Source organism: Nonomuraea sp. NPDC048901 (genome assembly GCF_040649695.1).
Classification (GTDB): domain Bacteria; phylum Actinomycetota; class Actinomycetes; order Streptosporangiales; family Streptosporangiaceae; genus Nonomuraea.
This window is the reverse complement of the sequence record NZ_JBEZFW010000004.1, coordinates 95,375-109,509: the sequence shown is the minus strand read 5'-3', so window position 1 is coordinate 109,509 and position 14,135 is coordinate 95,375. Positions and strand designations below refer to the sequence as shown.

Here is a 14,135-nt window from a genome sequence, read left to right as displayed (position 1 = left end):
AGAACGGAGGCGGACGGGAATCGAACCCGCCAGGCCGAGGACCTCGGCCTCGTCGGTTTTGAAGACCGCGGGGGCCACCAGGCGCCCAGACGCCTCCAACGCAGAACCTACCCGTCACATCGGGTATGACCTCAAACGCCACACCCGTCGCGAGCCATCCGAGGGCGCCATGACACGCACCACCGAGACGGTCCGACTGACGCAGTACGCCCACGGAGGCGGCTGCGCCTGCAAGATCCCGCCAGGCGAACTGGAGGCGGTGGTGGCGGCCCTCCGCACACGTGACGGCGGCGCCGCAGGCGAGCGTGACGCGGCAGGAAGGCACGGCGCTGTCGGCGAGCATGACACCGCGAACGGACATGGCGCTGTCGGGGAGCTGATCATCGGGCTGGACGACGGGGACGACGCCGCCGTGGTCCGCATCGACGGCGACCGGGCGATCGTGGCCACCGCCGACTTCTTCACGCCCGTGGTGGACGACCCCTACGACTGGGGCCGTATCGCGGCGGCCAACGCCCTGTCGGACGTCTACGCGGTCGGCGGGGAGCCGCTGGTGGCGGTCAACCTGCTCGGCTGGCCAAGGGAGAAGCTGCCCATGGAGCTGGCCAAGGAGGTTTTGCGCGGCGGCCTGGACGTGGCCCGGGCGGCGGCCTGCCACGTCGCGGGCGGCCACAGCGTCGACGACCCGGAGCCGAAGTACGGCATGGCCGTCACCGGCCTGGCCGACCCCGCCCGGCTGCTGCGCATCGACGACGGCCGACCCGGACTGCCGATCTCCCTCACCAAACCGCTCGGCATCGGCGTGCTCAACACCCGGCACAAGGCGACCGGCGAGGTGTCCCCGCAGGCGGTCGCGGCGATGACCACCCTGAACCGCGGCGCCTCCCGGACCGCGCTGGCCGCCGGAGCGAGATGCGCGACGGACGTGACCGGGTTCGGCCTGCTGGGCCACCTCTACAAACTGGCCCGAGCGAGCGGCGTCACGGCCGTGGTGAACGTGGCGGCCGTACCGTACCTGGAAGGGGCCCGGGAGGCGGTACGCGACGGCTACGTCAGCGGCGGCACCCGCCGCAACCTCGACTGGGTCCGCCCCTGGCTCGATCCCGGCGGCTACGGCGAGGACGACCTGCTACTACTCGCCGACGCCCAGACCTCCGGCGGCCTGCTGGTGGCCGGCGAGATCCCCGGCGCGCCGGTCATCGGCGAGCTGGTCCCCTTGGACGGCCCCCACCTGCGGCTCCGCTGACCGTATCCCGTGGTAACAACCATGGACATACTGTCGCTCGCGCGACGGCGAGGCTCCAAGGGCGCAGGGGGACGGGCCAGGCTTCACAATGGTCGGGTGCACAGGCTGATCACCCTGCTCGCGGTCGTGCTCGCCGCCTTGGGAACAGTGGCCATCATCGGTGCGGAGTTCGTGGTGACGAAGGTCCCGCTGCTGCTCATGGGATATGCGGCGGGGTCCGCCGCGGTGACGGGCGGCCTGTGGGCGAGGCTACGGTGGCCGGACAGTCCGGTGGGATCGTTGCTGGCCTGGAGCGGGGTGATGTGGCTGGCCACCGGGGTCAGCTACACGGGCGTGCCCGCGGCTCTCGCGTTGGGCGCGGTGGCGGCGGCCCTCCAGCACGGACTGCTCGGACACGTGATGGTCGTGCTCCCCACACGGCCGCGCGGACACGCCGGTCCGTCGAGGGGTCGTGGCGCTCGGCTACGCGGTGCCACTCCTCTCCGCCGCGATGTCGATGGTGTAAGGAGAGCTGCCCGGCGGGGGGTGCCTCTGTCTGGCTCAGGCGTTCGGCCGGGAAACAGGACGGACGGCGCTGGCCCTTTTCGGGGTGGCGATCGCCGGTGCGTACGTGGTCGGGCTGTCGGCGGCGGTGTTCCTGCGCTGGGCTCGGCTGCCGCGACCGGAACGCGATGCGGCCGTCACGTTCTCCGGGCTGTTGGTCATGCTGCTGGTGCTGGCACTCGAGGCGGAAAACCTGGCGCAGGCCGGCGGACTCGCGGTCTACTTCACCGGCGAGTTGCTGGACAGCCTGGTCGTGCTGGGCTTCATCGTTTGGCCACTGGCCTATCGTGTCGTGCTCGGACGCAGGGAGGCAGCGCGACGGATGGCCGGGCTCCTCGACGCGGGCGATGAGGCCAGGCGCCGGATCGAGCGGGACCTGCATGACGGCGCCCAGCAGCGGCTGGTCAACGTGCGGCTGTTGCTGGGGCTGGCGCGTGACGAACCGGCCCGCCTCGATCAGGCTGTCCAAGATCCGTATTTTCCTCGAGGGATAACCCTGGGGACGGGTTTCGCCTCCCTCACCAAGCCGCTCGGTCGTCAGCGGATGTCACCGAGTAGGCGCGAGGCTTGCGGGCGTGCGGGTCAGCGGCCGTTGTCGTAGGCATGCCGAGCTGCGGCGATGACGGGTCCGGCGTGGCGGGCCCATGCCGCCAGCGCCTCCAGGGGAGCGCGTATTTCCTCAACCAGACCCGTGGTGGCGTATTCCACCCGAGGCGGGGCGTCGGGGTACACCGTCCGGGTGATGAGCCCGTTGCGTTCCAGGTTGCGCAGGCTCACTGTCAGCATCCGCCGGCTGATGCCCTCGATCGCCCGTTCCAGCTGGGTGAACCGGTGCGGGCCGTCACCCAGTTCGACCAGCACCTGGGCGCTCCACTTGTCACCGATCAAAGCCAGGACCTCAGGCAGCGGGCAATCCTCGGGCGGGGGCGCATCGGCGAGCGCTGTGAGCTGGTCCGTTACCACGGTGTTCCGTTGTGACAAGAAAGTGCCTCCTTTCGGACCGTTCAATGATGCTGGAGGATAAAGCCCGTTACAAGTCGTAACGTTCCTGGCCAACGCCATCTTCGGCCGCTTGTCCAACGAAACTCGCCAAGCCGACAAGGAGTGACACGTGCCCGTCGCACGCAGCAACGGTTTCAAGATCTCGTACGAGGTGTTGGGGGACGGCCCGCCGCTCGTGCTGCACCCGGGCATGTTCCAAGACGGCGCGCACTGGGCCCACAGCGGATACACCCAGGCCCTGGCCCCTGCCCACACAGTGATCGCCATCGATCCGCTGGGACTGGGCGCCAGCGACCACCCGCGTGAGATCGAGGCCTATGGCTTGCGGCGCCGGGTCGACTACGTCACGGCCGTCCTCGACGACGTCGGCGCCGACCGAGCCGCGTTCTGGGGCTACTCGCTGGGAGCCATGACTGGGTATGCGGTCGCGGCGCACGCGCCCGAACGCCTGACCCGCTTGATCACCGGCGCCTACGATCCCATCAACGGTTTCCGCTCCGCGGTCGACCAAGCGATTCGGGAACTCGGCCTGCCTGCCGACATCGACGCCTATGAGATCGTCAAGCAGGGGGCCTCGGCTGACCCGTACCAGGCCGCCCTGATCAGCGCCGGGGACCTGGGCGCCTTCCGCGCCAACTACGACGCGTTCTCACGCGAGCCCGGCCTGGCCACCGAACTGGCGGCCTGCGGCGTGCCGATCCTGATGTACGCGGGCACGGCTGATCCCTGGCACGACCCGATGCGGACTTTCGCCGAGCGCACCGGCGCGGGCTTCTTCTCCCTGCCGGACGCCGACCACAAGGGCGGCTGGGACAGATCCGCCGACGTACTCCCCCACGTGCTGCCGTTCCTGTCCTCGGACAGGCCGTAACACCTCAGGCAGTGATGACTCATTCGCCAGCCTGTTGCCCCTTTTCAGGCTTACTTTGCCCCCAGTCGATCTGCAGGTCGTCCCAGTGGACGGACCATCGCCGCACCCCGCCGGGCAACTCGCCGAGCTCACCCTCGAGCGCGATCAAGGCCAGCGTGCCGTCGCGCAGGATGCTCACCACGATGCCCTGCCGCCCGATCAGCAGCGAGGCGAACCCCCGAGTAGACGCGGGACTGTGCATCAAGTCCACGATCATCGCCCGGCAGCCGAAGCTTGACCAAGGCATACTCACCGGACGCCATCTCCCTGCCGGTCAGGTGGAGGAGACGACATCGGCGATCAGCTCCGAGTGCGGATGGTGCCGATAGACCTCTTCGTACCGGAAAGCCACCCGCCGAGCGGCTCTAACGGGTTCGTCCGCTGGATGCCGGGCGTACAAGACTCGCTTGCGCTGGTCGTTCCAGCCCACCCGCCACCAGAACCAGTTGCCGTCGCACCACACAACGAGGCTGATCCACACCGACACCAGAGCAAGCCCGTAGCCGACGTGAATGTCAGAGGCGATGCCCTGATCAGCCAGGGCATCCCGAAGGGCATGTGCGCTCTGAGCAGGACTGAACGCGATTACCGACGGCTTGAGAAGCATGCATTCCCCATCCCTTCGGCCTCTTCGAGGGCCGCCGATCCCAGACTCGATCGACTTGCCAAAACCTTACTGTGATTCGCGAAAGGTAGCAAGGATTACGGCATCCGCCATCCACAGGTTCCCTTGATCGGTCTGGGATGCCGCCGACCCGGTACGGTGGCTCCTGACCGGCCTTTCGTGACCGAAGGAGGAGCGCATGGAAGACGCGGGCTGGGTCAGCGTTTCGGCGCCCTACGTGCGGCCGCGGCGTCCCGGAGAGCCTGATGCATGGGCGGAGGAAGCCGCCCAGCACGGCAAAGTTGGGACGCATCGCCTTCAAGCAGTGGAAGAGGTCCATCCGCCGAAGGAAGTCGTGCGAGCCTTCGGGCTGGCGGCGGGTCAGACCGCCTTCGTCCGCCGCCGTCTCGTGCTCGCGGACGGCCAGCCAACGGAGCTCGCCGATTCCTACTACCCGGCGACGATCGCCCGTGGCACTCGGCTTGCCGAGATGCGGAAGATCCCTGGCGGGGCTCCCACCCTTCTCGCCCAGCTCGGCTATCACCCACACAGCGCGGAAGAAGCCGTCCAAGCCCGCCCCGCGACCGATACAGAGCGACAGGCTCTCGACCTTCGACCAGAGGACTGGGTTCTGCTCCTGACCCGCATCGTTCGAACCGACGACGGAACGCCGATCGAGGTCAGCGTGATGACGATGGTGGCCCACGGTCGCGAGTTGCGCTATCAGATGATCATCAAGTGAGGGGATCGGCAATCGTGGGTAGGCGGCTGGATTCTCGTCCGCGCCATCAGCAGATCGCAGCCGAATTGCGTGCGGAGATCATGTCTGGTGACCTGAAGGCGGGCGAGCAACTCCCTTCCACGGCACACCTGGTGGCACGTTTCAACGCGGCGAACGCGACGATCCAGCGGGCCCTGCAGGCACTCAAAGACGAAGGATTCGTACGCGGCCACGCGGGAAAGGGCGTGTTCGTCCGCGACAGACGGCCGCTCGTCGTCAACGCCAGCACGTATAAGACCCCAGGGCCTCGCGAATACAGCTATGAGCTTCTGAAAGTCGGGGAGGTAGCACCTCCCAGCGATGTCGCCGCGGCATTCGCCATCAGCGGTGACGATCTGGTCGTCCTGCGCCACCGGCTGCTGTTGCATGACGGCGCTCCCGTTGAGTTGTCATGGTCTTACTACCCGGTGAGCATTGCGGCAGGAAGCCCTCTGGCCGCCAAGGGAAGAATCCGCGGTGGCGCACCACAGGCGTTGGCCGACCTCGGGTTTCCGCAGCGCCACTTCACGGATCGCATCTCCGTTCGGCAACCCACCGAGACGGAGGTGCAAGGCCTGGATCTCCCACCTGACGTGCCGGTGTTTCGGCAGTTCCGTGTTGTCTACAGCGACAGTGAGCGGCCGGTCGAAGTGTCGGTGCTGATCAAGGGCGGACATCTCCACGAATTGTCGTATCACCAGACCGCAGACTGACGGACCCCCGGACGCGAGTCGACGGGAGGGACTTCATGGACAAGCCCCCACGCCGCTAAGCAGGTTCGCGATTTACGATGGGGCGCGTGAGCGGAAGATTGCGCCAGGTCGCGATCGACAACGAGCGCATCGCCGCCGAGGGTTGGTACTCGGCCGCCGACGGCGCGGTCGTGGATGTGGGTCCTGCGCTGCGGGCCGCGGTGGCCGCAACCGTGAGCCACCCACCAGACGGCCCCATCGAATGGCCGAGAGCCGGTACGTACCGGACGGTCTTCGAGGTCACCGGCGAGCGCAGCCTGCGGGCAGCGCGGCGGCTGCACCTTGACGGGGCGACCGGGATCGCCGTGCTGAACTTCGCCTCTGCCCGCAGCCCGGGAGGCGGCTATCTCGGCGGCGCCAAGGCGCAGGAGGAGGACCTGTGCCGCCAGGCCCTGCTTTATCCGTGCCTCCTTCAGGCACCCGACTACTACGCCGCGCACCGGGCCTCGTCCGACCTGCTCTACAGCCACCGCGTCATCTGGTCGCCCGGCGTGCCGGTGCACCGCGGCGAGGACGGCCAACTGCTGGCCGAGCCGTACCTCGTCTCCTTCCTCACCTCACCGGCGCCCAACGCTGGGCAGATGCTGCGCCGCGACCCGGGAGCGGGCGGGCGGATCCGGCAGGCGCTCCACCAGCGGGCGGGGCGTGTCCTGGCCGTGGCCGCGCATCACGGTGCTCGCACGCTGGTACTCGGGGCGTGGGGCTGCGGCGTGTTCCGCAACGATCCGCGCGAGGTCGCCGGGGCCTTTCACGCCCATCTGGTCGAGGATGGAGCCTTCGCGGCGGTGTTCGAGCGAGTGGTGTTCGCCGTATGGGATCGGATGCCGGACTCGGCGAACCGCGCCGCATTCGCCGAGCGGTTCGCGATGCCGCGGCTTTGAAGGCGCCAAGGTGAACGGTGAATCTGGGCTGGCGACGCGGTCGTTCTCGTCGCGTAATCCGAAGTCGATCATTACTATCCTGGCATGCCAAGAGAATTTCCCGGCGGTGTTGGGCCGGCGTGCAGTACTTCCTGCTGCCACCGGTGTCGCGGCTGCGTGTGCAGTTGCCAATAGCGCTCGGCGATGTCGTCCGGATCGAAGTCGGTACCGGGGGCCACCGGACCGGCCACGGTGACGCTCGCCACGTGTACTCCGGAAGGTCCATACTCCTCGTCGAGCAGCGTAACCAGGGCTCGGACGCCTGCCTTGCCCAGGGAGAGGCTCACGTACTGCGGCTTGGGCTCGGGCATACCGCCCGTGATCAGGAACGTTCCGCTGCCACGTTCCGCCATGGCGGGCGCGATGTGGGCCGCGGCGTTGATCGCGCCGACCACGTTCACCGCCCATGCCTCCATGTGGCCGCGTACGGACAGCTCGCCCGGCGCGTCCGCCTGGATGATCGCGGCGTTGTACACGACGACGTCCGGCACGCCATGCTCGCTGACAGCCTGGTCGAGTGCGGCGTTCAATCCGGCCTGGTCGGTGCTGTCAGCTGCCAACGTGACAATCGGGACACCGCTGGGAGCGACCGCCTCGGCCGCGGCGCGTAGCGTCTGCTTACCGCGGGCGATCAGCGTGATCGGCAGGCCTTCCCTGGCGAACCGACGAGCCACCGCCTGTCCGATCCCCGGACCCGCACCAACGATCACTGCGCCTGACATGGACATCTCCTCGCTCTTCTTGATCGGCAATAATTGGGACGCTAAGGCTTCTCATCTATGTGAAGGTCAAGATGCGGATCGGTGACCTGGCCCACGAGACCGGGGTGAACAAGCGGCTGTTGCGCTACTACGAGGAACAGGGGCTCCTTAAGCCGGTCCGCCTGGGGAACGGCTACCGCGAGTACACCGAGGCGGACATTCCAACGGTCCGCCATATCCGCGCCCTGCTCGCCGCCGGGCTTTCCACCACAGTCATCGCCCGGGTCCTGCACTGCGTGCACGACGATGGCGAGCTGATGGTGTCTTCCGGCTGCCCGGCCTTCATCGAGGACTTGCGGCGCGAACGTGCCCACATCGCCGAGATGATCGCTCAGCTCCAGAGTTCGCAGAAGGTACTGGACACGATTCTTGACGCAGCCCTGCAAGAGGCCTCAAGAGGCTGACGCCTGGCGCTGCCGCTGGGGGACGATCGTGTACTTCGGGTCGGCGGCCGAGGCCCTGCCCGCCTCCAGGACGCCGAACCGGGTGCACAAAGCGCCCGCCGTAAGGGCGAGACCGGACAGGGCGGTGAGGGTACGGCTGCGCCCGGCGATCGACGCGAGCAGCCCGCCACCGGCCGTCAGTACGCGGGCCGAGAGCATCAGGCGCCCCGCCCTCCCCAGCCGGTACGGCTCGCCCACCAGGCCGAGCCGCCGTTCCATCACCACGCCGGCGACGCTCTCCACAGCGGCCCCCAACATCGCCACGACGCGGGCCGGCCCCGCCTGCGCCCGTGGGGTCGCCAGCATGCCCACCGCCCCGGCGCTGGCCAGCGCGCTCCCGGCGAACAGGAACGGCAATTCCCGGTAGGCCTCGTGCCAGGCGGGCACAGCGGTGTCGGCGACCACGACGGCGGTGTAGGTGGCGGTCAGCGGGCCGGTCAGGCCCGTGGCGAGGGCCGCCGCGTCTCCCACGGCGGGCAGGATCCCGGTCAGCTCGGTCGAGGCGGCGACCGCCGACAGCCCGCCCTGTGCGGCCAGGAGCCAGGAGCCCATGCTCATCGGCGATGTGGGCTTGAACACGCGGAACATGTTGAGGAAGCGTTCGGGCCTGCCCAGTTCGGCGATGAGGAACCCGGTGCCGGCGGCGGCGCCGATCGCCGCCGCGACCCGGGCGGTACGCTCCAGCCGGTCGTACCCGGTGAACCCGGCCATGACCGCCATCACCGACGAAGCCCCCGACAGACCCCCCGCGTAGAGATATGTCGGCATATGGGGTTCGTGCCAGACGGGGGCCTTGATCACTGGCCGCCCGTAGTAGGACCGGAACTCCGCCTCCGGCACCATCGACCGCTCCCCCTTCGGCACCGTCGACCGCTCCCGCGTCACCGCCGCCTCCCCTTCCGTGAACCGGTGAAGGCGCCCGAGCCCGCGAATGCCGCCACCACCGCCCCAGCCACGGACAGCGCCGCCGCCCCCGCCCAGCGCCACATGGACGGCAGGTCACGAGTGGTCACCACGGGATCCGGCGGCAGCCCGTACACCTCGGGCTCGTCCAGCAGCAGGAAGAACGCCCCCGCGCCGCCCACCCCATCGTCCGGGCTCTCGCCGTACAGGCGGGCCTCGGCCTGCCCGTCGGCGTGCAGCCGCGCCACCCGCTCCTCGGCCCGCTCCCGGAGCTCATCCAGCGGGCCGAACTGGATCGAGTCGGTCGGGCACGCCTTGGCGCACGCCGGTTCGAGGCCGCCGCGTTGCCGGTCGTAGCACATCGTGCACTTCCACGCCCGCCCGTCGTCCTCGCGCCGCTCGATCACGCCGTACGGGCAGGCGGACACGCAGTAGCCGCAGCCGTTGCAGATGTCCTCCTGGATCACCACCGTGCCGAACTCGGTACGGAACAGCGCTCCGGTCGGGCAGACGTCCAGGCAGGCGGCGTGAGTGCAGTGCTTGCACACGTCCGACGACATCAGCCACCGCTCCACACCCTCGTCAGCGGAGTCGTCCGAAGGCAGCGGCACCGGGCGGGACTGTTCGATGAAGGCCACGTGCCGCCAGGTGTTCGCCCCGAGCGCCCCGGTGTTGTCGTAGGAGTTCGCCTCGAACACGAAGCCGTCGTCGGGCAGCTGGTTCCACTCCTTGCACGCCACCTGGCACGCCTTGCAGCCGATGCAGACGCTCGTGTCGGTGAAGAAGCCCATCCGCTCAGCCATCGCGGTACACCTCCAGCAGGTCGAGCATCGCCTGCCCCCTCGGCCGTCTACCCGCCCGTACGTCGCAGGTCACGGCCTTGCTCTCCTGAATGTAGACATTCGGGTCGAGCACCAGCGGAAGCAGGTCGTTGGCGACGTCGCCGGTCACCAGGCCGCCGCCGCCCCACCCCCAGTGGTACGGCAGGCCGATCTGATGGATCACCCTGCCCTGGATCCGCAGCGGCCGGACCCGGCCGGTGACCAGCACCCGAGCCTCGATCACGGTGCGACTGGTCACGATCGTGGCCCAACCGCCGTTGACCAGCCCCACCTCGGCGGCCAGCTGCGGCGACACCTCGCAGAACAGCTCCGGCTGCAGCTCGGCGAGGTAGGCCAGCGGCCGGCTCATGCCACCCGCCGTGTGGTGCTCGGTGAGCCGGTACGTGGTCAGCACGTACGGGTAGCGCGGCGACTCCGGCGGGTTGTAGGGACTCTCCGGTCGCGGGTAGATCTTGCGCGCGGGGTTGGCCTGCTGGGCGTACAACGGGTTGCCGACCGGCGACTCATGCGGCTCGTAGTGCGCGGGCAGCGGGCCGTCGGCCAGGCCGGCGGGCACGTACAGCCAGCCCTTCCCGTCGGACTGCATGATGAACGCGTCGGTCCCGGCGAGCGCGTCCTCGGCGTGGGCGCCTTCGGGTGGCAGGTAGTCCGGCGGCTTGTTCGGCTCGAAGTCGGGCACGTCCTGCCCGGTCCATTTCCCCTGCTCCGCGTCCCACCAGACGTACGCCTTGCGCTCGCTCCATGGGCGGCCCTCGGGGTCGGCGGAGGCCCGGTTGTAGAGGATGCGCCTGTTCGCCGGCCAGGCCCAGCCCCATTCGGGCGCCACGGGCGACTGTTCCTGCCCCGGCCGACGCCGGGCCGCCTGGTTGACCTCGTCCGCGTACACGCCGCAGTAGATCCAGCAGCCGCAGCTGGTGGACCCGTCCGGCTTGAGCTGGGTGTAGGCCGACAGCGCCCGCCCGTCCGGGCCGACCCCGTTGATCTCGCGGAGTACGGCCGACGCCGACGGGTCCCGGTGCTCTCCCAGCTCGGGGTAGTCCCAGGTCAGCTCGCGCAGCGGCCGGTCGATCTCGTCGTCGGTCAGCCGTTGCCTGACCAGCTTGCCCAGGTGGTAGTAGAACCACAGGTCGCTGCGGCAGTCGCCCGGCGGGTCGAGCGCCTTCTCCCGCCACTGCAGGAGCCGCTGGGTGTTGGTGAACGTACCCTCCTTCTCCACATGGCTCGCGGCGGGCAGGAAGAACACCTCGGTGGCGATGTCCTCGGTACGCATCTCCCCGGTCTCCAGCTCCGGGCCGTCCTTCCAGAAGGTGGCCGTCTCCACCAGCGTCAGGTCGCGTACCACCAGCCAGTCGAGGTTGGCCAGGCCGAGGCGCTGCGCCCGGCCGCCAGAGGAGCCGACCGCGGGGTTCTCGCCCGCCACGAAGTAGCCCTTCACCGTGCCGTCGATCTGGCCCATCACGGTGGTGTAGTGGCTGTGGTCGCCGGTCAGGCGCGGCAGGTGGTCGAAGCAGAAGTCGTTCTGTTCGGTGGCCGCGTTCCCCCACCACGCCTTGAGCAGGCTGACCAGGTAGGCGCGCCGGTGGCCCCAGAAGCCGACGTCGCCGCCCTCACGGGCGAGATAGTCCTCCAGCCCCTCGTGCCGGTGGGCGTGTGGCATGGTCAGGTAACCGGGCAGGAGGCTGAACAGCGTCGGGATGTCGGTGGACCCCTGGATGCTCGCGTGCCCACGCAGCGCCAGGATGCCGCCCCCGGGCCGGCCCATGTTGCCCAGCAGCAACTGGAGGATCGAGGCGGTGCGGATGTACTGCGCGCCGACGGTGTGCTGGGTCCAGCCGACGGAGTACACCCAGGCGGTGGTGCGCTCCCGGCCGGAGTTGGCGGTGATCGCGTCGGCGAGCTCGGCGAAGTGCGCCCGCGAGATGCCGCACAGCTGCTCGACCAGCTCCGGGGTGTAGCGGGCGAAGTGCCGCCGAAGGATCTGGTAGACGCAGCGCGGGTGGCGCAGCGTCGGATCCGTCGCCGGGGTGGGATGCGCCTCGGCGCCCCCGGAGCCGTAAGTGTCCGCCCCCGCGGCCTCGGCGTGCTGCCTACCACCCTCCAGGTCCGCGCCCGGTGCCTGCGCGCCCGGCGTCTCCTCGCCCGGCCCTTCGCCCGGCCCCTCGTACGCCCAGCTCCGCGGATCGTACGTACCCGTCTCCGCGTCGAAGCCGGAGAACAGCCCGTCAAGGTCCTCGGTGTCCCGGAAGTCCGCCGACACGATCACGGCGGCGTTGGTGTAGGCCAGCACGTACTCACGGAAGTCCAGCTCATTGGCCAGCACGTGGTTGATCAGCGCCCCGAGCAGCACGATGTCGCTACCCGCGCGGATCGGCAGGTGCCGGTCGGCCAGCGCGCTGGTCCGGGTGAAGCGCGGATCCACGTGGAACACCTTCGCGCCCCGCGCCTTGGCCTCGACCACCCACTGGAAGCCCACCGGGTGGCATTCGGCCATGTTGGAGCCCTGGATGACGATGCAGTCCGCACCCGCCAGATCCTGCTGGAAGGTGGTCGCGCCACCGCGTCCGAAGCTGGTCCCCAGACCGGGGACGGTGGAGGAGTGTCAAATACGGGCCTGGTTCTCGACCTGGATCGCGCCGAGGGCGGTGTACAGCTTCTTCATCAGGTAGTTCTCTTCGTCGTCGAGCGTCGCCCCGCCCAGTCCGGCGATGCCCATGGTGCGGCGCACGACCTTGCCCTCATAGGTCTGCTGCCAGGTCTCCCGCCGGGTCCGTACGACCCGGTCGGCGATCATCTCCATCGCGGCGTCGAGGTCGAGCCGCTCCCATTCGGTGCCGTGCGGTCTCCGGTACAGCACCTGGGTCTGGCGGCCGGGATGGGTGACGAGCTGCTTGCTCGCCGAGCCCTTGGGACACAGCCGCCCACGCGAGATGGGCGAGTCCGGGTCACCCTCGATCTGCGTGACCCGGCCGTCCTTGACGTAGACGAGCTGGCCGCAGCCGACCGCGCAGTAGGGGCAGATCGACCGCGCGACCGTATCGGCCTCCTCGGTGCGCGGGGCAAGCGCGTCCGTACGGGCGGAGCGCACGGCGTCGCTCCGACCGTCCTCTCCCCTGAGCTGCCGGATCACCGGCCACCGGGAGAACCACCCCTTACCGGACACAATGCAGGCCCTGCCCCAATCGGTCCGAGCTAACCATCCCGGCGGTCGAAGGTCAGGTACAGCTCGGAAGGGCTGCCGAAGGGCTCGCCGGCCTGGCGCGGGATGTCGGCGCCCGCTTCGAGGCGGAAGTTCGTCGCCTGCTTGAGCAACTCCTCGAAGGCGATCGCGAGCTGGATCCGGGCGAAGTTCTGGCCGATGCAGCGGTGCACCCCGGCGCCGAACGCCAGGTGCGGGTTGATCCGCCGGTCGAAGACCAGCTCGTCGGGCCGGTCGAAGCGCTCGGCATCGCGGTTGGCCGAGTAGAACTGCAGGACGACCCGGTCCCCCGCCTTCAACGGGGTGCCGGCCAGCTCGGTGTCCTGAGTCACCGTACGGGCCATGAACGCCACGGTCGTCTCGAAGCGCAGGAACTCGTCCATCGGACCGCGCCACCAGTCCGGGCTGCGCAGGATCGGCTCGATGTCCGTGCGCGTGGCCAGATGGTAGGCGATGTTGACGATCACGCCGCGCGTGGTGTCCAGGCCGCCGAGCAGCAGCGTGGTGACGATCGCCACCTGCTCCTCTGCCGTCAGGGGCCGCCCGTCGACGCTCGCCCTGGCCAGGGCGCTGAGGACGTTCTCGTGCTCCGAGGCCGGCCGGTCGCCGGCCTCGGCTATCGCCTCCATCGCGAGCAGGGCGACCGCTTCGAACGTCTCGGGCGTGCTCTCTATGGCGCACCGCTTGACCGCCGCCACCCCCCGGCGCATCAGCTCCATGTTGTCGGTGGCGAAGACGACACGGGCCAGCGACCCGGCGCTGAAGGGCACGGAGTAGTCACGGACCATCTCCACGCGGCCCTTGTCGATGAACCCCGCGATGGCGTCCCGGGCGATCTCCCGCATCTGCTCGGCGTACCGGAGCAGGAACGAGCGGGAGAAGTACGCCTCGAGGAACTTGCGGTATCGACGGTGGTCCGGCGGGTCGACGTCCAGCGGAATGAGCCGGACCGGCACGCCACGCACGCCCGGCTGCGCCGAACTGAAGATCGCCGGTCGCAGGCACACCATGCGGACGTCCTCGTAGCGGGTGACCATGTAGTAGCCGCCGTCGGTGCGCGTGTGCACGACCGGGCATTCCCTGCGTGCGATGGCCAGCGCGTCGAGCAGGTGTTCGCGCTGGTCGTCGGCGAACAAGTCGACGTTCGCCAGGATGTCCGCGGCCGGTGTGTCCATCCGTCCTCCATTCCGAGAAGACCTCACAACCGTCATTTGACCTCGCCGCGGCTGTTTGCCCAAAGGACCGACCAAAGG

15 protein-coding genes, 1 tRNA gene and 1 pseudogene are annotated in these 14,135 nt (G+C 69.2%); 7 read left to right on the top strand and 10 right to left on the bottom strand.

Features of this window, described 5'->3' with window-relative positions; translation table 11 throughout:
- Positions 1-4: 4 nt before the first annotated feature.
- Positions 5-97: transfer RNA gene (locus tag AB0C30_RS14445), tRNA-Sec, on the bottom strand.
- Positions 98-169: 72 nt separating this feature from the next.
- Between AB0C30_RS14445 and selD the strand changes: the two genes are divergently transcribed.
- Positions 170-1,246: a selenide, water dikinase SelD gene (selD, locus tag AB0C30_RS14440; protein WP_357943314.1), complete on the top strand. Its 1,077-nt coding sequence runs from the start codon at positions 170-172 to the stop codon at positions 1,244-1,246.
- 83 nt (positions 1,247-1,329) lie between these two features.
- On the opposite strand, the gene AB0C30_RS14435 is transcribed toward selD, so the two are convergent.
- Positions 1,330-1,560 (bottom strand): hypothetical protein, encoded by a 231-nt coding sequence (locus AB0C30_RS14435; RefSeq protein ID WP_357943312.1) that lies wholly within the window; start codon positions 1,558-1,560, stop codon positions 1,330-1,332.
- 554 nt (positions 1,561-2,114) lie between these two features.
- Here AB0C30_RS14435 and AB0C30_RS14430 point away from each other — a divergent pair.
- Positions 2,115-2,246, top strand: a pseudogene (locus tag AB0C30_RS14430) (histidine kinase); the annotation flags it as partial.
- 125 nt (positions 2,247-2,371) lie between these two features.
- Here AB0C30_RS14430 and AB0C30_RS14425 read toward each other — a convergent pair.
- Positions 2,372-2,770 carry a helix-turn-helix domain-containing protein gene (locus tag AB0C30_RS14425; protein ID WP_357943310.1) on the bottom strand — a complete coding sequence of 133 codons (399 nt, stop codon included), beginning with the start codon at positions 2,768-2,770 and terminating at the stop codon, positions 2,372-2,374.
- Between the two features lie 130 nt (positions 2,771-2,900).
- Here AB0C30_RS14425 and AB0C30_RS14420 point away from each other — a divergent pair, with 130 nt between their 5' ends.
- Positions 2,901-3,662: an alpha/beta hydrolase gene (locus AB0C30_RS14420; protein WP_357943308.1), complete on the top strand. Its 762-nt coding sequence runs from the start codon at positions 2,901-2,903 to the stop codon at positions 3,660-3,662.
- A 19-nt stretch (positions 3,663-3,681) separates the two neighbouring features.
- Here the strand turns inward: AB0C30_RS14420 and AB0C30_RS14415 are convergent, their stop codons facing one another.
- Both AB0C30_RS14415 and AB0C30_RS14410 read right to left on the bottom strand, forming a co-directional pair.
- Positions 3,682-3,903: a hypothetical protein gene (locus AB0C30_RS14415; RefSeq protein ID WP_357943306.1), complete on the bottom strand. Its 222-nt coding sequence runs from the start codon at positions 3,901-3,903 to the stop codon at positions 3,682-3,684.
- A gap of 72 nt (positions 3,904-3,975) precedes the next feature.
- Positions 3,976-4,308 (bottom strand): hypothetical protein, encoded by a 333-nt coding sequence (locus tag AB0C30_RS14410; RefSeq protein ID WP_357943304.1) that lies wholly within the window; start codon positions 4,306-4,308, stop codon positions 3,976-3,978.
- Between the two features lie 196 nt (positions 4,309-4,504).
- Between AB0C30_RS14410 and AB0C30_RS14405 the strand changes: the two genes are divergently transcribed.
- The 3 genes from AB0C30_RS14405 to AB0C30_RS14395 all read left to right on the top strand — a co-directional run bounded on the left by AB0C30_RS14405 (position 4,505) and on the right by AB0C30_RS14395 (position 6,698).
- A complete protein-coding gene (locus AB0C30_RS14405) occupies positions 4,505-5,047 on the top strand; it encodes a UTRA domain-containing protein (protein ID WP_357943302.1) in 543 nt (180 codons plus the stop codon).
- Between the two features lie 14 nt (positions 5,048-5,061).
- Positions 5,062-5,778, top strand: a complete 717-nt coding sequence (locus AB0C30_RS14400; RefSeq protein WP_357943300.1) for a GntR family transcriptional regulator — start codon at positions 5,062-5,064, stop codon at positions 5,776-5,778.
- An 86-nt stretch (positions 5,779-5,864) separates the two neighbouring features.
- Entirely contained in the window at positions 5,865-6,698 is an 834-nt protein-coding gene (locus tag AB0C30_RS14395; protein ID WP_357943298.1) for a TIGR02452 family protein, read from the top strand.
- A 74-nt stretch (positions 6,699-6,772) separates the two neighbouring features.
- On the opposite strand, the gene AB0C30_RS14390 is transcribed toward AB0C30_RS14395, so the two are convergent.
- Positions 6,773-7,459, bottom strand: a complete 687-nt coding sequence (locus AB0C30_RS14390) for an SDR family NAD(P)-dependent oxidoreductase (protein ID WP_357943296.1) — start codon at positions 7,457-7,459, stop codon at positions 6,773-6,775.
- A 59-nt stretch (positions 7,460-7,518) separates the two neighbouring features.
- On the opposite strand from AB0C30_RS14390, the gene AB0C30_RS14385 reads away from it, so the two are divergent.
- Positions 7,519-7,902, top strand: coding sequence for a MerR family transcriptional regulator (locus AB0C30_RS14385; protein ID WP_357943294.1), 384 nt, complete (start codon positions 7,519-7,521; stop codon positions 7,900-7,902).
- Here AB0C30_RS14385 and nrfD read toward each other — a convergent pair.
- The 4 genes from nrfD to AB0C30_RS14365 are packed head-to-tail and all read right to left on the bottom strand — an operon-like array spanning position 7,891 to position 14,057.
- Positions 7,891-8,826, bottom strand: coding sequence for an NrfD/PsrC family molybdoenzyme membrane anchor subunit (gene nrfD / locus AB0C30_RS14380; RefSeq protein ID WP_357943292.1), 936 nt, complete (start codon positions 8,824-8,826; stop codon positions 7,891-7,893). The genes AB0C30_RS14385 and nrfD overlap by 12 nt on opposite strands.
- The gene (locus AB0C30_RS14375) at positions 8,823-9,647 is read right to left on the bottom strand and encodes a 4Fe-4S dicluster domain-containing protein (protein ID WP_357943290.1); all 825 of its coding nucleotides are present in this window, start codon (positions 9,645-9,647) and stop codon (positions 8,823-8,825) included. Before AB0C30_RS14375 ends, nrfD begins: the two co-directional genes overlap by 4 nt.
- Positions 9,640-12,846, bottom strand: coding sequence for a formate dehydrogenase (fdh, locus tag AB0C30_RS14370; RefSeq protein WP_357943288.1), 3,207 nt, complete (start codon positions 12,844-12,846; stop codon positions 9,640-9,642). Before fdh ends, AB0C30_RS14375 begins: the two co-directional genes overlap by 8 nt.
- A 29-nt stretch (positions 12,847-12,875) precedes the next feature.
- The gene (locus AB0C30_RS14365) at positions 12,876-14,057 is read right to left on the bottom strand and encodes a cytochrome P450 (RefSeq protein ID WP_357943286.1); all 1,182 of its coding nucleotides are present in this window, start codon (positions 14,055-14,057) and stop codon (positions 12,876-12,878) included.
- Positions 14,058-14,135: the final 78 nt, after the last annotated feature.